The organism is Mesorhizobium sangaii (genome assembly GCF_014207355.1).
Taxonomy (GTDB): domain Bacteria; phylum Pseudomonadota; class Alphaproteobacteria; order Rhizobiales; family Rhizobiaceae; genus Mesorhizobium; species Mesorhizobium sangaii.
This window is the reverse complement of the sequence record NZ_JACHEF010000003.1, coordinates 434,109-456,477: the sequence shown is the minus strand read 5'-3', so window position 1 is coordinate 456,477 and position 22,369 is coordinate 434,109. Positions and strand designations below refer to the sequence as shown.

The window sequence follows — 22,369 nt, the reverse complement described above, 5'->3', positions numbered from 1 at the left end:
TGTTTTCCCTGGCGATGATCTATGCGTTTTCGCGTTGGGATTCAAACACAACTGCGACAGAGTTTATGAAAGGGTGGCGGATGTCACGCATTTTCGGCGTGATGGCCCGCTACGAATCCGCGCATCCTCGACAGATTGGCCGCGATTGCCAGTCAATCTTCCGTGACGCGCGGCGTCAGCAGGCCGAGTTCCTCGAGGTCGATGTCGGTCAGCGCATCCTCGTCGTCGGCCAGCGCATCGGGGTCGGCAGGCGGCTGCGGAATGGAGAAATTCGACGGCATGCGGCCCGAAAGCAGGCCTGCCCCCTTCAGCTCCTCCATGCCGGGAAGATCGCGGATTTCCTCCAGCGCGAAATGGTCGAGGAAGGTCTCGGTCGTGCCATAGGTCACAGGGCGTCCCGGCGTTTTGCGCCGGCCGCGCATGCGCACCCATTCCGTTTCCAGCAGCGTGTCGAGCGTGCCCTTCGAGGTTTCGACGCCTCTGATGTCCTCGATCTCGGCCCGCGTCACCGGCTGGTGGTAGGCGATGATCGCCAGCACTTCGAGCGCGGCGCGCGACAGCTTGCGCTGCTGCACCGTGTCGCGGCTCATCAGGAAGGCCAGGTCGCCGGCGGTGCGGAACGCCCAGGCGTCGCCGACGCGCACCAGATTGACACCGCGCCGCGCATAGATCTGCTGCAGGTCGGCCATCGCCAGGGCGATGTTGATGCCGTCTGGAAGGCGCGCGGCAAGCTGCTTTTCGCTGACCGGCTCGGCGCTGGCGAACACGATCGCCTCAGCCATCCGGACGGCTTCCGCCATGTGCAACCGCTCGGCCGGGTTCTGGACCTGCTCGGCCGGTTCCTGGGGAAACAACTCCCCTTCCATTTCGTCATCGACCTTGAACGGGATTACCGAAGCGTTGCCGCGTTCGCTCATGATGCCACCTCGACTGCCTTTATTGCCTGTGCGCGGCCGCGCAGGTAGATCGGCGCGAACACGTCATCCTGCCGCATGTCCATCTTGCCTTCGCGCACCAGTTCCAGCGTGGCCGCGAACGAACTTGCGATCGCCGTGCGCCGCTCCTCGGGGCTGGTCATGTAATCGATCAGAAAACTCTCCAGCGCCGTCCAGTCACGCACCGCGCCGACCAGCCGGGTCAGGATGTCGCGCGCGTCCTTGAGCGACCAGACACCGCGCCTGGCGATCGTCACATTGTTGATCGCCTGTTTCTGCCGCTGCTGGGCATAGGCGGTCAGGAGATCGTAGAGCGAAGCCGAATAGGCGTTGCGCTTTTCGACGATGACCATTTCCGGCATGCCGCGCGCGAACACGTCGCGGCCGAGCCGGTTGCGGTTGACTAGACGCGCCGAGGCGTCGCGCATCGCTTCCAGCCGCTTCAGCCGGAACTGCAGCACCGCCGCCAGTTCCTCGCCGCTCTCGCCCTCGTCGCCAGGCTGCTTGGGAATGAGCAGCTTCGACTTGAGGAAGGCCAGCCACGCAGCCATCACCAGATAGTCCGCGGCAAGCTCGAGCCTGAGCGCCCTCGCCGTCTCCACAAAGATCAGATATTGCTCGACCAGCGCCAGGATCGAAATCCGTGCCAGATCGACCTTCTGGGTGCGGGCCAGATGCAGCAGAAGATCGAGAGGACCTTCGAAGCCGGCCACGTCGACGACCAGCGACGGATCACCGGTGACGCGTGAATCGTCGTTCTCGGCCCAAAGACGGTCCATCGGTGCGGCCTTCGAGGCCTTGCTTTCCAATGTTTCCGCCACTTCTCTCGCTTCCTTTGTCAGGCCACCGCGTCGAAATAGGTGGCGAATTCTGCACGTATCTCGGTTTCTTCAGCCGCGTCGTGTTTCCTAATATAGGTCAGCGCGCGTTTTGCGCGCTCCAGCGACTTGCCCTCAAGCCCCGTGGTGCGCGATGCGATGCCGGCCATTTCCTCGAAAACGCCGTTGCAGTGAAGGACCAGATCGCAGCCCGCCGCAAGGATCGAGGCCGCCTTTGTCGGGAAATCCCCAGAAAGTGCCTTCATCGAAGTGTCGTCGCTCATCAGCAGCCCGTCGAAGCCGATTTCACGACGGATGATCTCGTCGATGACCTTGCCGGAGGTCGTCGCCGGGTTCTTCGGGTCAATGGCGCTGTAGACGACATGCGCCGTCATCGCCATCGGCAGATGGTTGAGCTCCCGGAACGGGGCGAAATCATGCCGTTGCAGATCGCTGAGCGACGCATTCACCGTCGGCAATTCGAAATGCGTGTCGGCAAGGGCGCGCCCATGGCCGGGAATATGCTTCATCACAGGCAGCACGCCGCCCGACATCAGCCCTTCGGCGGCGGCGCGGCCGAGTTCGATCACCGGTCGCGGCTCCTTGCCATAGGCACGCGCGCCGATGACGTCGCTGGCGCCTTCGATCGGCACGTCGAGCACCGGCAGGCAATCCGCCGTGATGCCGTAGCGCAGCAGGTCGAAGGCATGCAGGCGCGCCATCAGCCAGGCCGCGCGGGCGCCGGCATCGTGATCGTCGCGCCACAGCGCACCGAGCGCGCCGCCGGCCGGATAGTTCGGCGCCAGTGGCGGCCGCAGGCGTTGCACCCGGCCGCCTTCCTGATCGATGAACACCAGCGCGTCCGGGCGCCCGATACAGTCGCGCATCTCGGCGACCAGATCGCGGATCTGCTCCGTCTCGCCGATGTTGCGCGCAAACAAGATGAAGGCCCACGGGCATTCATTGCGATAGAAATTGATTTCTTCGCGAGTGAGCGATTTCCCGGCACAGCCGAGGATCATGGATTTTGATTCGGTCATGACGAGAGCTTAGGGCTTCGCGCGGTCAAAGGGAATCATCCCCCGCCGCACGTGCTTGAAGACACATCTCTTCCACATGAAAAAGCCGGCGCGGTCTGAGACCGCGCCGGCTTGATTGGTTGCTTCAGTTGCTAGCGCGAGACGAAGCAATTGCCGCCGGCAGCCTTGTAGCTGGTGCACAGGTTGATCGCGTCGTTGCGCGACTTTGCTGGCACGCGCACACGGTAGAACGTACCTTTGCCGGCAATCTCCGCCTTGACGATGTTGGCGGTGCGGCCGGAAAGCACGCTGCCGTAGCGGCGCTGCAGATCCTGGTAGCTGGACTGGGCGCTCTCGACCGTCGGCTGCGAAGCGATCTGCATCGACCACGAACCACCGCCGGTCGCGGTCGATCCCGAATCGATGGATGCAACCTGGTCCGGCTTGACCTCGCCGACGACATCAACCGGCTGGTCGGACGGGCGCTGCGGCGCGACCGGAACCTTGGCCGGCGTGTTTGCCGATTGGGCCTTGGCCTCGGCCTTGGGCGCCGCTGCCGGTTTGGCTGCCGGCTTGAGGGCCGGCTCGTCGTCTGCCTGGGCTGTGGCGGGCGTCACGGTGCCGGTCTGGTCTGCATCGGGCTGGGTCGACGGGGTAACTTGCTGCGGCGCCGGGTCGGCCGGCTCAGCGGCCGCCACTTGCGGCGCCGCGGGCGCCGGATCCTCACGCGGCACCAGCGAACCGTCTGACTTGACCACCATGGTCCTCACCTTGCGCGGCGCAACGGCGACGACTTCGGCGTTGGTGCCCTTGTCGGCCTCCTGCAGCACCTGCGCGATGCGATCCTCGGATTTCGGTGCCGGCGCCGCGTTATCGGCGGGCGCCGCGTTGGCTGCCGGCGCGGCGTTCGCGACCGGCGCGGCGTTACCGTCGTCCGCTCCACCTGCCGCGGCGTTCTGGTCAGCCGAAAGATCGATCGCGCGAGCGGGATCCTTGGCCTGCACATCCACCGGCTCTTCAACGTTGGTGACCAGTTTATCCTGGACAGGCTCGGCCGGCTTGGTCCCCTTGACCACTGCGTCGTAAACCTTGTTGTCCTGGTTCGGCACAACGGTGCCGCCCGGATTTTCCGGCTTGACCTTGATCGGTGCGTTGTCGGCCTTGACGATCACCGGTGCATCGCTGCCGCCCTTGCCGCCAAAAGACAGCGCAAAGGCACCGAGGCCGCCAGCCACCGCCACCGCGCCGACAACAGCGGCAATAAACAGGCCACGCCTGCGCGAGGGCCTCGCGGCCTCCCGCTCGCCGAGACCCGGAACAGCCATCGCCTCATCCAGATCGGGATCGTAGTCGAGTTCGTCGACTGTGAAATCGTCAGCCTGGGAAGCCGGCTGGCTGCCGGGCAGATTGTCGAGGTCGAAGCTGGCGGCATCCGCATAACCGGCCGACGCTGTCGCGCGGGCAGGCGTTTCCGCTGGCCGCGCGGCATAGGTCCGCGCTTCCGGCTGATAGGTCGGCTTGACACCGTCATAGCCCGGTTTAACCGCGTCATAGGTCGGCTTGACGGCATCATAGGCCGGCTTGGGCTCGTCATAGCCGGAATTGAGCCCGGCATTGTAGGATTCACCGCTATAAGCGGTGCTGCTTGCGGGAGCAGGAGCGACCTCCACCGAATTCATCTCGGTGAGAAGGCTTGAGAATTCCGCGTCGAGATCGTCATAGGCAGGCGTCGCCGGCTTGTCTTCCTCGAAGTGCAGTTCCGGGATGTCGAGATCGTCCGCCAGCGCCACGACACGCTCGGGCACGTCGACTGTCTCGACATCGGGCATGTCTTCGTAGTGCGAGGACTGTCGCGGTTGCGGCACAGATACCGGGGCAGCAGGGGCGACGGTCTCGACCGGCTCGATCAAGCGGTAGGGCGGCACTGCGGCAACTGCCGGCGCCGCGGCGTGGGGTGTTATCGAAGCGGTCGGCTGAGCATTAAACGCCGGCTGCTGCGGAACCGGCGTCACGCGGCTCCACGAACGGGTCGGCTCCGTCGGCTCGGCCCGTTCCGCCAGCCGATCGGAAGCGGCCGCGTCGCGCGAATCCAGGCTGTTGGCCAAAGCCGCGTCGAACGCATCATCGTCGAAATCGACTTCGCCTTGCGCGGTAACGTCCGAACGCTCATCCAACCCCTGAAGGTCATCGAGTTGCAGAACGTCGAGATCCGCATTAGCGGCTTGGGCAGCGTCAAGGCGATGCTTCTCCTCAGGCGCCTGTCCGTCGAGATCCCAATCGAAGTCGGCCGGATCCTCAGTGGTCTTTGCACCTGCGGCGACGGGCGGGTGAGCGGCCACAGCCGGATGAGCCGTGACGGGCTCCCTCGCCACCGGCACCGGGCGCGCGGTCATTGCACCCAGCAGCGCATTCAACTCGTCTTCCAGGCTTCGTTCGTCCGCGATCGGCGAGTCCAACGGCTCGGCCGCAACGGCGGCTGGCGCCAGCGGCTCGACCGCAGCGGCGGCAACCACGGCGACCGGCTCTTCGGCCGTTTCGGCAAACCCGTCGTCCAGGTTCAGGTCGAACCCATCGTCCAGCGAGCCCTCAGGGCCGGGAATCTCGCCCTTCGCGTCCGCGGTATCAGCAAGCGCATCATGCGCTTCCGGCTCCTCATAGGCGACCGGCTCATCCGCACGATCCTCATAGGCGACCGGCTCATCGGCACGACTGGCAAAATCCATATCTACATCGGCCATGGCGTCGTCGAAATGGTCGGCAAAATCCTCGCTCGAGATTGCCTGGGCATCACGCGCGGTCGTTTGCGCCGGCATGGGGTACTCGACCGGTTCCGAAGCCGCCGGTTCCGCAGCCGCGTAGGACTGCTCCGCCGCCCAATGGTCGTCGAGCATCATCTCGTCTTCGAGCGAGATCGCAACCGCATCGTCGAATTCAGGCTCGGACGCCGGCCCGACGGCAGCAGGTTCGACAGCAGCAGGCGCGTCGGCAACGGCCGCGGTGTGCCGCACTTCGTCGGCTTCGTCGTCGATCCGGAAGTCCTGATCGAGCGACGCTGCTAGCTCGTCCTCTATCGGCTGGTCGTCCTCGAAGGGCGAAACGTCTTCGAGCGAACTGGCGGCGGCGTTGTCGAAATCAGAATCGAAAGCCGGCTCTACCGCTGGCGCGGTTTCGGCAGCGTCGATATCGGCATGGCTGGCGACATCCGCATGGCTGGCGACGGGTGCGTGGTCTTCGAGATCCGCCATGTCCAGGTGGAAATCGTCGTCGAGCGACATCGCAAGATCGTCGTCCGTCGGGCCGGCCTTGGCCGTTTCGAACGTCGGCTCATGCGCCTCGGCGACCGGAGCGGCGTCGCTGTCGCCAGCGCCGAACTCGCCCATCAGTTCCTTCTCGAGATCGATCTCGAAATCGTCCTCTTGCGCCGGCTGGTCGGCGACGGGCGCTTTCGGCTGGACGGGCGCTTGCGGCTTGACCGGCTGGCGCGGGTCGAATCCCATGATCCTGGTCAGTTCCGCGAACGGATCGTCATCAACGATGTCGTTGTTGTCGGCTACTCTCAGCTGGGTTCTGTCTGCCATTATTGTTCCCGAACTCGCACTCATTCGGACGCCATGGACGTCGCGTAGGGTTGGCCCTTACCAGCGCAATGTGGGCAAAAGGTGACAGGTTTTTTAGTCAAACCTAACGCATTTCGGTGGGCGCAGCGGCTCCGATCAACGTCAGGCCGGACGTCAGAACGTCCGAGACAGCCTGCACCAGCCCTAGTCTGGCATGCGTCAATTGTCGGTCGTTAACCTTAACAAAACGTAAGTCTGGATTTTCTGTGCCACGGTTCCAGTGTCCGTGGAAACTAGAAGCCAGATCATAAAGGTAAAATGCCAGCCTGTGGGGCTCGAGCGCAAGTGCCGCCGACTCGATCAGACGCGGGTATTCTGCAAGCTTGCGGATCAGGCCGATCTCGCCCTCGTCGGTCAGCAAGGCCACGGCGGACGCCAGGCTGTTGCGATCGAAATTGACCTCGCCCAGCTGCTCGCTCGCCTGCCGGAACACCGAATGGCAGCGCGCCGAGGCGTACTGCACATAGAACACCGGATTGTCCTTGGACTGCTCGGTGACCTTGGCGAAGTCGAAATCGAGCGGCGCGTCGTTCTTGCGGTAGAGCATCATGAATCGGATCGCGTCGCGGCCGACCTCCTCCACCACTTCGCGCAGCGTCACGAAATCACCCGACCGCTTCGACATGCGAACGGGTTCGCCCTCGCGAAACAGCTTCACCAACTGGCAAAGCAGCACGGTAAGCTTCACCCTGTCGCCGGCAATCGCGCGCGCCAAGGCCTCCAGCCGCTTGACATAACCACCATGGTCGGCGCCGAGCACATAGATCAGGTCGACGAAGCCGCGATCGATCTTGTCCTTGAGATAGGCGACGTCGGCGGCAAAATAGGTGAACGAGCCGTCGGACTTGACCAGCGCCCGGTCCATGTCGTCGCCGACCGCGGTCGAACGGAACAGCGTCTGCTCGCGATCCTCCCAATCGTCGGGCTTCTCACCCTTGGGTGGCGGCAGCTTGCCCTTGTAGATGTGACCCTTCAACGTCAGGTCGCTGATCGCCGACCGGATCTTCTTGGCGTTGTCGGCGTGCAGCGTACGTTCCGAGAAAAACACGTCGTGATGCACGTTGAGCATCGCCAGATCCTCGCGGATCATCGCCATCATCGCATCGATGGTGCGGTCCTTGACGATGGCCAACGCCTCGTCATCCGGCATCTCCAGCAGCGAGCGGCCGAACTCCCTGGCCAGCGCCTGCCCGACAGGAACCAGATAGTCGCCGGGGTAAAGCCCGGCCGGAATTTCGCCGATATCGTCGCCAAGCGCCTCGCGGTAGCGAAGCATGACCGAGCGGCCGAGCACGTCGATCTGCGAGCCGGCGTCGTTGATGACGTATTCCTTGGTCACGTCGTAGCCGGCGAAGGCCATCAGGTTGGCAAGCGCGTCGCCAACCACCGCGCCCCGGCAATGGCCGACATGCATCGGGCCTGTCGGATTGGCCGAGACATATTCGACATTGGTTTTCCTGCCACCGCCAACCGTCGAGCGGCCATAGTTGCGGCCCTCTCCAAGCAGCGTCGTCAGATGCGCCTGCCAGAAACCGTCCCTGAGCCTGAGATTGACGAAGCCGGGCCCCGCGACCTCTGCGGCGGCAACGTCCTTGTCCCCACGCAGCGCCTGGGTCAGTCTTTCGGCCAGCGCCCGCGGATTCTGGCCGGTCGGTTTGGCCAGCACCATCGCCGCATTGGTCGCCAAGTCGCCATGGCTGGCATCGCGCGGCGGCTCGACGGCAATGCGCGACAGGTCCGGCGAAACGCCATTATTGTCTTTCAGATCAAGCGCTTCGACGGCTTTTATGATTCGCGCGGTGAAATCGGCGAAGATGTTCATTTGGACTGGCTCTGGCGGCTTTGTGGCGAATCCGGCTCGTTGGCCGGCAAAATCGAGCCCGCCCTAGCTCAAATCCGGGGTTCGGTCAAACAAACGCCGATGTTCCTTGAGCGCGTAGGTGTCGGTCATGCCGGCCAGGAAGTCGGCCACGCTGCGCGCCTTGATGCGATCGTCGGCCCGATCGAGCCCCTCGCGCCAGCCGTCCGGCATCGCGCGTGGATCGGCGAAATAGACGTCGAACAGATCCCTGACGATCTGCTCGGCGTCGGCGCGCACCCGCATCACCTCCGCGTGCCGGTAGAGGTGCTTGTAGAGAAAGGCCTTCAGCTCTTTCTCGAAGGCAGCCATTTCGGTTGAAAAAGTCACCATCGTCTCCCCGGCTGCCCTCACCGCGTCAGCGCTCTGCGGCCTGATCCGCTCCAGATTGGCAGTGGTCGAAACAATGACATCCTCGACCATCGCGGTGATCTGGCGCCGCATCAGTTCGTGGCCGGTGCGCATGTCCTCGAGCGCCGGATAGCGGGCGCGCACGCCCTTCAGGATCGTTCCCGGCAGCGAGACCGTTTCCAGCATATCCAGCGTCAGCACCCCTGCCCGCAAGCCGTCGTCGATATCATGTGTGTTGTAGGCGATATCGTCGGCGATCGCCGCGCATTGCGCCTCGATGCCGGCGAACCGGTCCAGTTCGAGATCGTGCAGCTCGGAATAATCGCGGATCGCCTGAGGCACCGGCCCTTTCAAGCCATGGCCATTGCCGTCGGTCAGCGGCCCATTGTGCTTGACCAGGCCTTCCAGCGTTTCCCAGGTCAGGTTGAGCCCGTCGAATTCGGCGTAGCGCGCCTCCAGCCTTGTCACGATGCGCAGCGATTGCGCATTGTGGTCGAAGCCGCCCCAGGCGGCCATCTTCTCGTTCAGCGCGTCCTCGCCGGTGTGGCCGAACGGCGTGTGGCCGAAATCATGCACCAGCGCCACGGCTTCAGCCAGATCCTCGTCGCCGCGGAGCGCCCGCGCCAGCGCACGCGCGATCTGCGCCACTTCTATCGAGTGGGTCAGACGGGTGCGATAGTGGTCGCCTTCATGCGCGATGAAGACCTGCGTCTTGTGCTTCAGCCGCCGGAACGCCGTCGAATGGATGATGCGGTCACGATCGCGCTGGAACGGCGTGCGCGTCGGGCTCTCGACCTCATCGAAAAGCCGCCCGCGCGACTTTGCCGGATCGCAGGCATAGGCCGCGCGCGGTCGATAGCCGAATCCGATGTCGCCCAACTCATTGGTCATGGCTTATGCTGCCGCAGTTGACTTGGCCCCTCGCGCTTCATACCTATCATGTGAAACCGAAAGCAAGGTGACGCCCATGGGCGCTGACGCCAAGACTGCCATGAAAGTCGACATGACCGAGGCCGCCGCCAGGCGGATCGCCAAGATTGTTTCGGGCGAGGCCGGCAAGACGGCGCTGCGCGTCTCCGTCGAGGGCGGCGGTTGCTCCGGCTTTTCCTACAAGTTCGATCTGGTCGACACGCGCAACGACGACGACGTCGCCATTGAGAAAGACGGCGCCACGGTGCTCATCGACGATCTGTCGCTGGTCTATATGGGCGGCTCGGTCATCGATTTCGTCGACGATTTGATGGGTCAGTCGTTCCAGATCCGGAACCCGAATGCCGTCGCTTCCTGCGGTTGCGGCACGAGCTTTTCCATATAGAAATGTCTGCAATCGGTGCGGTCCGCCAGATCGCGCTGTCGGCTGGACGCGACCTCGACGTGACGCTGGCGTTCTGGCGCGATGTGCTCGGCATGGCCGTGCACGCGCGCTTCGATCCGCCGGGCATCGCCTTTATCATGGCCGGCGATGTGCGCTTGCTGTTCACCGACGGCATACCGGCCGGCACGGTCTATCTCGACATGTCGGGCCTCGATGATTTCCATGCCGAGGCAAGAGCCGCGGGCGTCCCCTTCACAGCGCCGCCAATGCTCGTGCACAACGACACCGAAGGCCAATTCGGTCCGGCGGGGGAAAGCGAATGGATGGCCTTTCTAAAGGACCCGGCAGGCAATACGATCGGCCTGGTCGAACGCCATCCGCCGCAAGAACCCCACTGAACAGCATCGAGACCGTCATGAAAATCGTCACCTGGAACATCAACGGCGTGCGCGCCCGCATCGGCAACCTGACCCACTGGCTGACCGAGAGCGCGCCCGACATCGTCTGTCTGCAGGAGATCAAGACGCTCGACGACCAGTTCCCGCGCGCCGAGATCGAGGCGCTTGGCTACAATGTCGAGACCCATGGCCAGAAGGGCTTCAACGGTGTCGCCATCTTGTCGAAACTGCGCTTCGACGAAGTTACCAGAGGTCTGCCCGGCGACGATTCCGACGAGCAGGCGCGTTTCATCGAAGGCGTTTTCTCGACCGACAAGGGCGCGCTGCGCATCGCCTCGCTCTATCTGCCGAACGGCAACCCGATCGATGACGACAAGAAGTTCCCCTACAAGCTGTCCTGGATGGAGCGGCTGGAGCGCTGGGCACAGGAGCGGTTGAGGCTGGAAGAGGCCCTGGTTCTGGCCGGCGACTACAACGTCATTCCCGAGCCGATCGACGCCAGGTTTCCGGAGAACTGGCTGGGCGACGCGCTGTTCCAGCCGCAGACCCGGCAGGCCTTCCGCCGGTTGCTCAATCTTGGTTTCACCGAGGCGGTCCGCGCGGTCACGGACAAGCCCGACACCTATACTTTCTGGGACTATCAAGCCGGCGCCTGGCAGAAGAACAATGGCATCCGCATCGACCATCTTCTGCTGTCGCCGGAAGCCGCCAACCGGTTTTCGGCGGCCTCGATCGAAAAGCATGTGCGCGCGTGGGAAAAGCCGTCCGACCACGTGCCGGTGGCGATCGATCTCGCGCTGCAGCCGGCATGACAAGAGAACCCTGTCCACAGGCCCTGACGCCGGGCACGCAAGGCGTTTGACCTCATATAGCCACATTCCGGCGCATGATGGGGGATCATCATGGCGGCCGGGGTTCCCATGACCATTCGAATTGTTCTTTGTCCGATCGGCTTGGCATTTGCCATGGCCGCGGTCGTGCCGGCTTTCGCCGCCCCCGAATGTCTTGCCAATGGAAAATCGTATCCGGTTGGTCAGGTCGCCTGCCTGACGGTCGCCGACCAGAGCCATCTTGCCCGCTGCGACATGGTGCTCAACAACACGTCGTGGACCAAGGTCGGGGACAGTTGCCCTGAAAACACGATGGCGCCCCATCTCCATGTGACGCCGATCTCAACGCCGGCCCCCAGCATGGTGCCGACGGAACCGACCGAGAACTGATCAAAATCAAGCGCTTCCGGTAAGGCCAGCGCAGCCGCGAGACTACTGGTCCGCGCTGCCGCCCTTGGTGAGGATGTCATCGGCCAGCGAGATCGCGGTGCGGCGGTCGGCTTCGCCGGCGGTGGCGAATGCCTCTTCCTGCATGCCGCGGATCCACGGCTGATCGGCCGGCGAAGCGCGTTCGAGCGCAGCCGTCATCATCGCCAGGCCGCGAACGATCTTGCCGCTCTGGAACAACAAGTGGCCGAGCGTCGCCTGGGCGCCGGCATGGCCCTTCTCGGCAGCAAGCTGGAACCAGCGTCCGGCCTGCTTGACGCTGGCCTTCACGCCGCCCTCGCCCTTCAGGAACATCTGACCCATCTCGAACTGCGCGTTCGGATTGCGGTAGTTGGCGGCGGCGCGCATGTAATATTCCTGGGCCGCCACCTCGTTCTCGGTGACCGGGCTGCCGGGAATGCCCTTGCGCAGATAATCGCCAAGCGCCACCAGCGCGTCCGAGACATAGCTTTCCTCGGGTGAGCCGGGCTCGACATCCTGGTCGACGATCTCCGAGAAGAACTTGAACGCCTCATAGTCATCGCGCGCCACGCCGTCGCCCTCGGCATACATGCGGGCAAGCTTCCAGGTGGCGCCGATCTGACCGTTCTCGGCGGCGTATTTGTAGGCCTCGGCGGCCTGTTCCTTGTGGCCGTTCTTGTAGGCGGAAAAGCCGAACTGGAACACCGCCCATGGGCTGGATTGCGGCTTCACGCCGGTCTTGTCGTCGAACACCTTGTCGTCAAAGGCCATAGCCTGACCCACGGCGCCAAAGGTCGCGCCAAAAGTGGCGAACACGACCAGTGCCGGAAAGACAGACGACCTCAACAACTCAGATGTCCGCATAGCAGTGTGTTTCTTTCGCACCGCCCGGATGGGTGACCGCGCCATCGCGCGCCGGCCCAACCGTCTGTGCATATTTCCATATCGCGCCCGACTGATAGTCGGTCGTGCGCGCCTTCCAGGTCTTTGCCCTCGCCACCAGTTCGCCATCGGACAGTGCCACCTCGATCGTGCCGTTCACCGCGTCGATCGAGATCACGTCGCCATCCCTCAGCAGCCCGATCGGCCCACCCACGGCTGCCTCGGGTCCGACATGGCCGATGCAGAAACCGCGCGTCGCGCCCGAAAAACGCCCGTCTGTGATCAGCGCCACCTTGCCGCCCATGCCCTGGCCGTAGAGGGCTGCTGTCGTCGACAGCATCTCGCGCATGCCTGGGCCGCCGCGCGGCCCCTCGTAACGGATGACGAGCACCTCGCCTTCCCTGTAATTGCGCTTCGTCACCGCCTCGAAACATTCCTCTTCCGAATCGAAGCAACGCGCCGGGCCGGAGAACTTCAGCTCCGACATGCCGGCGACCTTCACGATCGCGCCTTCGGGGGCAAGGTTTCCCTTCAACCCCACGACACCACCGGTTTGGGTAATGGGTGTGTTGGCCGGGCGGACCACATCCTGGTGTTCATTCCAGGCAACGTGCTCCATATTTTCGGCCAAAGTACGGCCAGTCACCGTCAGGCAGTCGCCATGCAAATATCCGTGGTCGAGCAACGTCTTCATCAGGAGCGGAATGCCGCCGGCCTCGAACATGTCCTTGGCGACATATTTGCCGCCCGGCTTGAGGTCGGCGATGTAAGGCGTCTTCTCGAAGATTTTCGCCACGTCGAACAGGTCGAACTTGATGCCGGCCTCGTGGGCGATCGCCGGCAGGTGAAGTGCTGCGTTGGTCGAGCCGCCGGTGGCCGAAACCACGGTCGCCGCATTCTCCAGCGCCTTCAGCGTGACGATGTCGCGCGGCCGGATGTTCTTGGCGATCAGTTCCATGATCTTTTCGCCCGAGGCGAAGTTGAAACGGTCGCGCATTTCGTAAGGCGCCGGCGCGCCGCAGGAATAGGGCAGCGCCAGGCCGATTGCCTCGGCAACGGTGGCCATGGTGTTGGCGGTGAACTGGGCGCCGCAGGAGCCGGCCGACGGACAGGCGGCCTGCTCGATTTCAAGCAGCTCGGAATCACCGATCGCGCCGACCGAATGCTGGCCGACCGCCTCGAACACGTCCTGCACGGTGATCTGGCGGCCACGATAGCTGCCGGGCAGGATCGAGCCGCCATAGATGAAGATCGACGGCACGTTGAGACGCACCATGGCCATCATCATGCCGGGCAGCGACTTGTCGCAGCCGGCCAGGCCAACCAGCGCGTCGTAGCAGTGGCCGCGCATGGTGAGTTCGACTGAATCGGCGATGACCTCGCGCGACACCAGCGACGACTTCATGCCCTGGTGGCCCATGGCGATGCCGTCGGTAACGGTGATGGTGCAGAATTCGCGCGGCGTACCGTTGGCGGCCGCGACGCCCTTCTTGACCACTTGCGCCTGGCGCATCAGCGAAATGTTGCAGGGCGCGGCCTCGTTCCAGCAAGACGCGACGCCGACCAGCGGCTGCGCGATCTCGGCCGCCGACAATCCCATCGCATAGAGATAAGAACGGTGCGGCGCACGCGCCGGACCGACGGTCACATGGCGGCTCGGTAGCTTGTCCTTGGAAATAACTTTGGCGTCCATACTCTTCCTTGCCGCGGGCGGTGCGGCCTGCCCATCGCCGAGCCTTTTGGCGCGTGTCCCGAGACAAGATCGAGGTGCGCCGGGTTTATGGCGGGAAATGGGCAATTTCCTTAGCCTGACTTTTAGCGCAGGGGTTGTTCAGAAAGTGTTGCCAAAACGTCACAATCGCAAGAGGCGAAAGCGGTGCGGCTTATCTGCAACGCAGCTTGGATAGCAGGGCACAAACGGCGCAGGTCCAAACAAAAAAGGCCGGGCAATGCCAGGCATTTTTTCGTTTCGCTTCAGATGGTTACCACTTGACCTTCAAGGAAGTGGAGACCGCCGAAACAAGATCATTGCCAAAGTCGGCTGTGTAGTCGGTACCGTAGGTAACACCATCGCTGCCGACGACCGAATGGATTGATCCGCTGGTAAGCACGCCCAGCGCGCCACCGAGACGAATTTCGATGTTCTGGGTTGGCGTGTAGGCCACGCCGCCGCTCACCGTCCAGGTGTCGGTCTGCGCGCTCAGGCCGGTGGTCGTGCCACGATCCCAGGTGAGAACCGCCGCCCCGCTCCACTGATCGTTGAATTTATGGCCGATGCCACCGGAAACCGTCCAACCGTCGCGATAGAGCAAATCAAGCGAGGTGGCGCGCACAGGGCTGGTCGTCGTGCAGGCAACGAGCCCCTGGGTCGAGGTCGGGCAGAACGGAATGCTTTGCAGCTCGCTCCAATTCACCCACTTGATGGATCCAAAAGCCAACCAGCCGGGAGCGATGCCTGACTGAAGCTTGAGTTCAACAGAATCCGGAACCTGCGAGGCCCCATAGACGTCAGTGACGTTGCCCAGAAGCGGATTTGCAGGATTGATAAGCCCAGGCACCTGGGTCAAATCAAGCGTTCCGCTCAAATTGTCGAGCTTGACCGACGAGTTGTAGACCAGGCTGGCGCGCAAGGCGATGTCCGGGATCTCATAGGCGACACCGGCACGCCATCCCCATCCATCCCCTTCGAGATCAAGGCGGCCAATGCCTGTGCCGAGAAAGGCGGGAATGGGAGCAACCAACTGTTCCTTGAAGCCCGAAACATCCTCATGGAACACGCCGCCAATGAAGCGAAACTGACCTTTGCTGAGGTCCATCTTGTAAGAACAGGTCGCGCTAAAGGCTTTGCTCTCTACCTTCGTCTCGACATTGCTTTGTGCACCCGCCCAGTTCGCACCAGGATTGCTGAAGGCACCAATCGGCTGGGAGTAGTCGCCCAGGCAATCGACCGGTCCCATGCCGATCTTGATGCCACCGTAGGGCACCCAATAGCTTTCGGTATCGCGCGCCGTGCTGGATTTACCCAGCGCATTGAGATTGCCGTCGGTTGGATCCGTATCCTTTGCATTCTTCAGGTCTCGCTGCGGCATCACATAGGTGCCTGAAAGCTCGCCTGTGACCTGCGCCGGATCGAACAGCAAGTCGATGTCGTAGCCGCCGCGCTCCAGGCCGCCAGCATGCGCCGAATTCATCGCCGTCCCGATCAAAGCAAGCGAAAAGCACCCCGCCCCCAGCAGTGCTTTATGTCGCAAAATAGTCATAAATGTCCTCCCCGAATTCGAGTGCGGCAAGCTAGAACCAATTCAGGTTAACGGTGCAATAACGAATTCATGCGGCGTACATGTACATGTTCGCCACGCGCATTTTCGACACAAAACAAGCCACTGCCGTTAGGCCAAAAAGCCGCCTCCGGAGTGTGTGTCGCCCTCAAAACGCGAGAAAAACCCGCCCAAAAGGCTCAAAAATATATGTTTTTGGGAGTCCAGGGCCCCATTGTTACATTATGGCAACAATGGGGCTAAAACTTTCCGTTTACGTCAACATTAACGCAGCGGAATGCCTATTTTGCAGGCAAAAAGGTCCGATTTCGAAGCCGCCGAAGGGCAACGAATCTACCCTCAACCGGCGTCGCGAACCCTCGTCAACGCCACCGAAAGCTTGTCCTGCGCGTCGCGGTACTCAGCGAGCTTTTCACGCTCGGCATCGACGATCTCGGCCGGCGCACTGGCGACGAATCTTTCGTTCGACAGCTTCTTGTGCAGGCGCGCGATTTCTTCGGTCACCTTGGCCAGTTCCTTCTGCAGCCGTGCCGCTTCGGCGGCGAGATCGATCAGGCTGCCAAGCGGCAGGCAGATCGTCGCCTCGTTGAGCACGATCTGCGCCGAGCCTTTTGGGGCGACATCGGCCAGCGAGATGTCGCCGACCCGCGCCAGCCGCTTGATCGCCGAGTCCTCGCGAACGAGCCGTTCCCGGGTCACCTCGTTGGCGCCGACCACCACCAGCGGCGCGATCGCCGCCGGCGGCACGTTCATCTCCGAGCGCACCGAGCGGATGCCGGAGACGAGATCGACCAGCCAGTTGATGTCGGCGGCAGCCTCTGTGTCCTCGAAATCCGGCGACGGCCACGCTGCATGGCACAGCAGCGAGGCGCGTTCCTTGCCTTCGCCAGCCGTCTGCGCCCACAGTTCCTCGGTCATGAACGGCATCATCGGATGCAAGAGCTTGTAGATCTCGTCGAGCACGAAGGCGACGCAGGCACGGCTTTCGGCTTTTGCCGCCTCGTCCGTGCCCATGAACACCGGCTTCAGCAGTTCCAGGTACCAGTCGCAGAACAGGTTCCAGACAAACCGGTAGGCGGCACCGGCCGCCTCGTTGAAACGGTATGAGGTGATGCCGTCCGTGATCTCACGCGCCGCCCGCGTCAGTTCGGTGAGGATCCAGCGGTTGACCGCAAGCTTGGCATCGTTAAGCCAGAAATCGTCATTGCGCGCGACTTCGTTCATCTCGGCAAAGCGCGTCGCATTCCACAGCTTGGTGCCGAAATTGCGGTAGCCGGCGATGCGCGACGGATCGAGCTTCACGTCGCGGCCTTGCGCCGCCATGACCGTCAGGGTGAAACGCAACGCGTCGGCGCCGTATTCGTCGATGAGGTCGAGCGGATCGATGGCGTTGCCTTTCGACTTCGACATCTTCTGCCCGTTCTTGTCGCGCACCAGCGCATGGACATAGACGGTGTGGAACGGCTCCTCGTCCATGAAATGCAGGCCCATCATCATCATGCGGGCGACCCAGAAGAAGATGATGTCGAAGCCGGTGACCAGCACGTCGGTCTGGTAGTAGGTCTTCAGCTCGGGCGTCTCATCGGGCCAGCCCAACGTCGAGAACGGCCACAGCGCCGACGAAAACCAGGTATCGAGCACGTCCTCGTCGCGGATCAGGATCTCGCCCGGCTTGAAGTTCTCGAGCTTGTCTTCGACCCAGGCCTTCCATGGCCCTTCCAACGCCAGATAATATTCGATCGCCGCACCCAGCGCTTCTTCTTCGGTCTTTTCGACAAAGACACGCCCGTCCGGCCCATACCAGGCCGGAATCTGGTGACCCCACCACAGCTGGCGCGAGATGCACCAGGGCTGGATGTTTTCCATCCAGTCGAAATAGGTCTTCTCCCAGTTCTTCGGCACGAAATTGGTTCGCCCCTCGCGCACCGAGGCGATCGCCGGCTTGGCCAGTTCCGCCGCGTTGGCATACCACTGCTCGGTCAGGAACGGCTCGATCGGCACGCCGCCGCGGTCGCCGTGCGGCACCGCGTGGCGATGCGGTTCGACCTTTTCCAGGAAGCCGCCTTCTTCCATCAGCTCGACGACCTTCTTGCGCGCGACGAAGCGATCGAGGCCATTGAGTTCATCCCAGACTGCCTGCCGCTCCGGCGTCACCTCGAGACCGGCGAGAAAATCCTCATTGTCCTTGAGGCTTATCGCCGCCTCGACGGTGAGGATATTGATCGCCGGCAGCTTGTGGCGCTTGCCGACCTCGAAATCGTTGAAGTCGTGTGCGGGCGTGATCTTGACCGCGCCAGAGCCCTTCTCCGGATCGGAGTACTCATCCGCCACCACCGGGATCTTGCGGCCGACGATCGGCAGGACGATGTTCTTCCCAACCAGATGCCGGAAACGCTCGTCATCAGGGTGCACGGCGACGGCGGTGTCGCCCAGCATCGTTTCGGGGCGCGTCGTCGCCACGGTGATGAAGGTTTTCGGATTTTCCGGGTCGAAGACCTCGCCCTCGATGGGATAGCGGAAGTGCCAGAGATTGCCGTTGACCTCGTGCTGCTCGACCTCGAGATCGGAGATCGCGGTGAGCAGCTTGGGATCCCAGTTCACAAGGCGCTTGTCCTTGTAGATCAGCCCTTCCTTGTAGAGCGTGACGAACACTTCGAGCACCGCCTTGGACAGGCCCTCGTCCATGGTGAAGCGTTCGCGTGACCAGTCGGCGGAGGCGCCGAGCCGCTTCAGCTGGTTGAAGATCGCCCCGCCCGATTCGTCCTTCCACTCCCACACTTTCTCGATGAACTGCTCGCGCGTCAGGTCGCGGCGGTGGATCTGCTTTTCCATCAGCTGGCGCTCGACCACCATCTGCGTGGCGATGCCGGCATGGTCCATGCCCGGCTGCCACAGCACGTTCTTGCCGCGCATGCGCTCGAAGCGCACCAATATGTCCTGCAGCGTGTTGTTGAGCGCGTGGCCCATATGCAGCGAGCCGGTCACGTTCGGCGGCGGGATGACGATGGTGAAGGCTTCCGCCCCCTCCTCGGCCCCGGCGCCGGCGCGGAAAGCGTCGGCCTCTTCCCAGACTTTGGCGATCTTCGGCTCGACGGTTTTTGCGTCGTAGGTCTTTTCAAGCATGGGAAAATGGTCCGCGCTGTCGGGTTTTGCTGGTCCGGTGTAAATCGGAAGGTTTTGGCCAAGTCAACCGCAGGGGCTGCCTCGGAACCTCAACGTCAAATAGATACGGCCTGGATCAGGTCAAGGAGACCCACTTGCGCTCCATCGATCAGATTGGCAGGTGCCTGTTGCTCGGGAAAAGCCGTAGCGCTCGCGCCTTGACCGGCAGAGGCCACCACAATACGATGCCAACGCTGCTGTAGGGCGCATCGGCTTCCGGCCGGAGGGGCATTGCCCGCCTACGCCACCTCAACCCCGCAATGCGCCGATGCCGACCCTCGAACACCACAAGAAGCAGGCCAAGCTCTATCTCAAATGGCACCGCGAGCGGTATTATCCCGTCGCCGCTGTGATTGGATGGCTCTTGCCGCGTTTTCGCGATCTCAGCGACAGCCAGATCCTCGATCACGGCTTCAAGCTTGCCGATGCCCAGGAACTCGTCGCCAGGAAGTCAGGTTTCGAGAGCTGGCAGGCGCTGAAGGAAGGCCTTCAAACCGTGACCGATCGTGCAGCAACAGACGCCGCAAAGCCGTTCCTCGCCCTTGCCGAACCGCAGCTCTTTGTCTCCGATATTGGAGCTGCCTGTGATTTCTACCGGCAAAAGCTCGGCTTCGAGACGCGCTTCACCTATGGCGAGCCGCCCTTCTACGCACAGATCATCCGCGATGGCGCAAGGCTCAACCTGCGCCATGTCGACAAGCCGCCATTAGCCGCCAATTCGACCGATGACCTGCTGGCGGCGACCGTCATACTAGACAACGTAAAGGCGCTGTTCCTGGAGTATCAGGCGGCCATGGCCCCGTTCCACCAGACATTGCGAACCGAACCCTGGGGCGCCCGCACGTTCATCGTCAGGGATCCCGACGGCAACCTCATTTGCTTCGCGACCAGCCCGAGCTGACCTCATCGACAAAAACGCCGCCTCACGGGCGGCGTTTCGAGGGTGATTGTTAAAAGAGATTACTGCGCCCCGCGCGCCACGCGCTCGATTTCCTCCCGCACCAGCCTTTCGACCAGTGTCGGCAGGTTGTTGTCGAGCCAATCCTGCAGCATCGGCCGCAGCATCTCTTCGGCCATCTCGTCGAATGTCTTCTTGCTGCGGCTGGCAAACGCATCGGAAAGCTCGCCAAAGGCGGCGGCAACCTGCCGGCCCGTGTGCTCGGAAACGATGGCCGGACGTGGCGCGTCGCTGGCCGCGGCCGGTCGCGCCACGCCTGCGCCTGGATGAGCCGGCTCGGCGGCTGCTTGGGCAATCGGTTCGTCTCTTGCAGTTTCCATCGGCGGTTCGACTACCGGCATGCGGGCCTCGCTTTTGTCGGGCACAGCTTTGGCCTGCTCGCCGACGGCGGCGATATCGCGCCGCCAATCGGCAACGGGGGCGTCGGCGGCAGGACGGACTGCCGGCGCGTCGGCGATAGGACGCACTGCCGGCGCGTCGGCCATGACCGGCGGCGTCGGCTCGGCAGCGACCCGGGCGCTGACTTCTGCAAGTGTCATCGATGGCTTTGCCGGGGTGGGCTCCGGGCGCATCGGCGTTTCCATCCGCGCGATCACCGGCTCGACGGCCGGCATTTGTGCCTGGACTTCCGCCAGCGTCACCGGCTTCTTGACCTCTGGGGCGGCCTGCAGGTCGGCTCGAAATGCCTCGACGTCGGCAACTGCACCGGCGCTCGCTGCCGGCTCCAGATCCTGGCGCAGCTCATCGGCGTCGCCCGGCTGCTTGCGGCCGCCGTCGCTGTCCTCGATGATCCTCCTGATGGAAGCCAGTATCTCTTCCATGGAAGGTTCGCGCTGTGCGCTGCTTGCCGTTGCCATCGTCACATCCGCCGCCCTTGTGACCCGTTGCAGATTTCCGCTCCGGCAAGGCCGGATCGAATCATGACGACAGCGTAACCGACGGATCGCCGCACGAGAATCCCCAATCTGGGGACTTGTGGGATTTCAACAGATTAGACCAGACCCCGAACGATGGGCAGCGAGGCCGAAGAGCTAGCTCAGGCAGGAGGACCGAAAAGTCCGGGCCGAAACTCTCAGCGGCCGTCCGGCGTGCGCAGGCCGATCCATTTGTCCTTGACCGCGTTGTAGTGCTCTTCAGGTCTGTACTTCGTCACCTGCAAGCCAAGGCGGTCGACGGACAGGCGGCCAGTCGCCTGCAGGATGGCGTAGCTCGCCACCACCACATCATGTTCAAAGCCGGCCTGGTTGATCTCGGCGGTGATGACCGTCGCCTGTGCGTTGAGGACATCGAGCGTGGTGCGCTGGCCGACATTGCGTTCTTCGATGACGCCGCTCAGTGCCAGCTTCGCGGCCTCGATCACTTGCCTGTTGGCCGTGACCTGTTGCTGCGCGGCAGTGTACTCGGTCCAGGCGGCGGTGACGGCCTGGCGCACCTGGTCGCGGCTGACGTCGACCTCGATGCGGGCCTGGCTGAGCGATTCCTTGTCCTGGCGCACGATCGCCGATTTACGGCCACCGGAATAGATCGGGATGCTCAGCGTTGCACCGATGTTGGCCGAATTGGTGGTGCCGTCCTGCGACGCGAAGGCGCCCGGTACAGTGTTGCGATAAGCGCTCGAAACACCCGCGCTTGCAGTCAGCTGCGGCAGCAGCGCGCCTTCGGCCGACTTCACCGAAAACGCGGCAGCGTCGACCAGATGCTGGGTGGCAAGGATGGCCGGGTGCTCGTTCGCGGCCACCTCGACGGCAGCTGAGAGGCTCGACGGCAACAGCTTTGCCACCGGGGAAGCGGCTTTGAGCTTGCCCGGTTCGTCGCCGACGATCTGGCGATAGCTTGCGGCACTGGCCAGCGCTTGCGCACGGGCGGCGCTCAACGATGCCACGGCGGCGGCCCGCGAAGCGTCGGCCTGCGCGACGTCGGTACGCGTCCCTTCACCAACCTCAAAACGCGAACGCGCCGCGCGCGCCGTCTCGGTCAGGAATTGCAGGTTCTGCTCGGTCAACACGGCGATCTGGCGGTCGCGAATCACGTTCATATACGCCTGTGCCGCGCTGAACAGGGTGTTCTCTTCCGTGTTGCGCAGGGTTTCGACAGAAGCGCGGACCTGCGCTTCGGCGGCGGCGACATTGTTCCTGGTCTGAAAACCGTCGAACAGCGTCTGATTGATCTGGACGCCAAAATTGCCGGTGGTCAGCCGCACGCTTGAGTTCGTGCCGTTGAGATGGCTGCTGGAATAGTCGATGTCCGCCGACCCGTTGATGGTCGGGCGCCATCCAGACTTGGCGATGGCGACGCTCTCGTCGGTGACGCGGACGCCGGCCCGGGCCGAATTCAGCGAAGAATTGTACTGATAGGCCTTTGCCAGCGCACCAAGGATGGATTCCGCCGAGGCCGAGAATGGAGAAAGCGCGGTCGCGGAAACGAGGACGGCGGCGAAAAGACTCTTGCGTATAGGCAGGACCATGTATCCCTCATTCGTTGTCCATGGGAACCACGCCACACCGGCTTCTCCTTCTTGAGCAGCCGGCGCCGCGTGTTCA

17 protein-coding genes are annotated in these 22,369 nt (G+C 63.0%); 5 read left to right on the top strand and 12 right to left on the bottom strand.

Annotated features, from left to right (window positions below):
* Nucleotides 1-152 precede the first annotated feature (152 nt).
* The 6 genes from scpB to HNQ71_RS17270 all read right to left on the bottom strand — a co-directional run bounded on the left by scpB (nucleotide 153) and on the right by HNQ71_RS17270 (nucleotide 9,489).
* On the bottom strand, nucleotides 153-917 hold the full coding sequence (gene scpB, locus HNQ71_RS17295; RefSeq protein WP_184873746.1) for an SMC-Scp complex subunit ScpB: 765 nt from the start codon (nucleotides 915-917) through the stop codon (nucleotides 153-155).
* Complete coding sequence (locus HNQ71_RS17290; protein ID WP_184874385.1) at nucleotides 914-1,714, bottom strand: segregation and condensation protein A; 801 nt, start codon at nucleotides 1,712-1,714, stop codon at nucleotides 914-916. The genes scpB and HNQ71_RS17290 overlap by 4 nt, the downstream gene beginning before the upstream one ends.
* Nucleotides 1,715-1,773: 59 nt before the next feature.
* Nucleotides 1,774-2,793, bottom strand: coding sequence for a beta-N-acetylhexosaminidase (nagZ, locus tag HNQ71_RS17285; RefSeq protein ID WP_184873745.1), 1,020 nt, complete (start codon nucleotides 2,791-2,793; stop codon nucleotides 1,774-1,776).
* A 131-nt stretch (nucleotides 2,794-2,924) separates the two neighbouring features.
* Nucleotides 2,925-6,350, bottom strand: coding sequence for an SPOR domain-containing protein (locus HNQ71_RS17280; RefSeq protein ID WP_184873744.1), 3,426 nt, complete (start codon nucleotides 6,348-6,350; stop codon nucleotides 2,925-2,927).
* Between the two features lie 103 nt (nucleotides 6,351-6,453).
* Entirely contained in the window at nucleotides 6,454-8,211 is a 1,758-nt protein-coding gene (argS, locus tag HNQ71_RS17275; protein ID WP_184873743.1) for an arginine--tRNA ligase, read from the bottom strand.
* Nucleotides 8,212-8,274: 63 nt separating this feature from the next.
* A complete protein-coding gene (locus HNQ71_RS17270) occupies nucleotides 8,275-9,489 on the bottom strand; it encodes a deoxyguanosinetriphosphate triphosphohydrolase (RefSeq protein ID WP_184873742.1) in 1,215 nt (404 codons plus the stop codon).
* A 76-nt stretch (nucleotides 9,490-9,565) separates the two neighbouring features.
* Between HNQ71_RS17270 and erpA the strand changes: the two genes are divergently transcribed.
* The 4 genes from erpA to HNQ71_RS17250 all read left to right on the top strand — a co-directional run bounded on the left by erpA (nucleotide 9,566) and on the right by HNQ71_RS17250 (nucleotide 11,531).
* Entirely contained in the window at nucleotides 9,566-9,913 is a 348-nt protein-coding gene (erpA, locus tag HNQ71_RS17265) for an iron-sulfur cluster insertion protein ErpA (RefSeq protein WP_027024881.1), read from the top strand.
* Nucleotides 9,914-9,915: 2 nt separating this feature from the next.
* Nucleotides 9,916-10,311, top strand: coding sequence for a VOC family protein (locus HNQ71_RS17260; protein ID WP_184873741.1), 396 nt, complete (start codon nucleotides 9,916-9,918; stop codon nucleotides 10,309-10,311).
* 17 nt (nucleotides 10,312-10,328) lie between these two features.
* Nucleotides 10,329-11,123 carry an exodeoxyribonuclease III gene (xth, locus tag HNQ71_RS17255; protein ID WP_184873740.1) on the top strand — a complete coding sequence of 265 codons (795 nt, stop codon included), beginning with the start codon at nucleotides 10,329-10,331 and terminating at the stop codon, nucleotides 11,121-11,123.
* A gap of 90 nt (nucleotides 11,124-11,213) precedes the next feature.
* On the top strand, nucleotides 11,214-11,531 hold the full coding sequence (locus tag HNQ71_RS17250; protein ID WP_184873739.1) for a hypothetical protein: 318 nt from the start codon (nucleotides 11,214-11,216) through the stop codon (nucleotides 11,529-11,531).
* A gap of 42 nt (nucleotides 11,532-11,573) precedes the next feature.
* Here the strand turns inward: HNQ71_RS17250 and HNQ71_RS17245 are convergent, their stop codons facing one another.
* The 4 genes from HNQ71_RS17245 to HNQ71_RS17230 form a co-directional block, all read right to left on the bottom strand.
* Nucleotides 11,574-12,413 carry a tetratricopeptide repeat protein gene (locus HNQ71_RS17245; protein ID WP_184873738.1) on the bottom strand — a complete coding sequence of 280 codons (840 nt, stop codon included), beginning with the start codon at nucleotides 12,411-12,413 and terminating at the stop codon, nucleotides 11,574-11,576.
* Nucleotides 12,400-14,124: a dihydroxy-acid dehydratase gene (gene ilvD / locus HNQ71_RS17240; protein WP_184873737.1), complete on the bottom strand. Its 1,725-nt coding sequence runs from the start codon at nucleotides 14,122-14,124 to the stop codon at nucleotides 12,400-12,402. The genes HNQ71_RS17245 and ilvD overlap by 14 nt, the downstream gene beginning before the upstream one ends.
* A 289-nt stretch (nucleotides 14,125-14,413) precedes the next feature.
* Complete coding sequence (locus HNQ71_RS17235) at nucleotides 14,414-15,691, bottom strand: OmpP1/FadL family transporter (RefSeq protein WP_184873736.1); 1,278 nt, start codon at nucleotides 15,689-15,691, stop codon at nucleotides 14,414-14,416.
* 357 nt (nucleotides 15,692-16,048) lie between these two features.
* Nucleotides 16,049-18,832: a valine--tRNA ligase gene (locus tag HNQ71_RS17230; RefSeq protein ID WP_184873735.1), complete on the bottom strand. Its 2,784-nt coding sequence runs from the start codon at nucleotides 18,830-18,832 to the stop codon at nucleotides 16,049-16,051.
* 307 nt (nucleotides 18,833-19,139) lie between these two features.
* Here HNQ71_RS17230 and HNQ71_RS17225 point away from each other — a divergent pair, with 307 nt between their 5' ends.
* Nucleotides 19,140-19,772, top strand: coding sequence for a bleomycin resistance protein (locus HNQ71_RS17225; RefSeq protein ID WP_184873734.1), 633 nt, complete (start codon nucleotides 19,140-19,142; stop codon nucleotides 19,770-19,772).
* A 59-nt stretch (nucleotides 19,773-19,831) separates the two neighbouring features.
* Here HNQ71_RS17225 and HNQ71_RS17220 read toward each other — a convergent pair whose 3' ends face one another.
* A complete protein-coding gene (locus tag HNQ71_RS17220) occupies nucleotides 19,832-20,686 on the bottom strand; it encodes a PopZ family protein (RefSeq protein ID WP_184873733.1) in 855 nt (284 codons plus the stop codon).
* Nucleotides 20,687-20,901: 215 nt separating this feature from the next.
* Nucleotides 20,902-22,293, bottom strand: coding sequence for a TolC family outer membrane protein (locus HNQ71_RS17215; RefSeq protein ID WP_184873732.1), 1,392 nt, complete (start codon nucleotides 22,291-22,293; stop codon nucleotides 20,902-20,904).
* Between the last annotated feature and the right edge of the window lie 76 nt (nucleotides 22,294-22,369).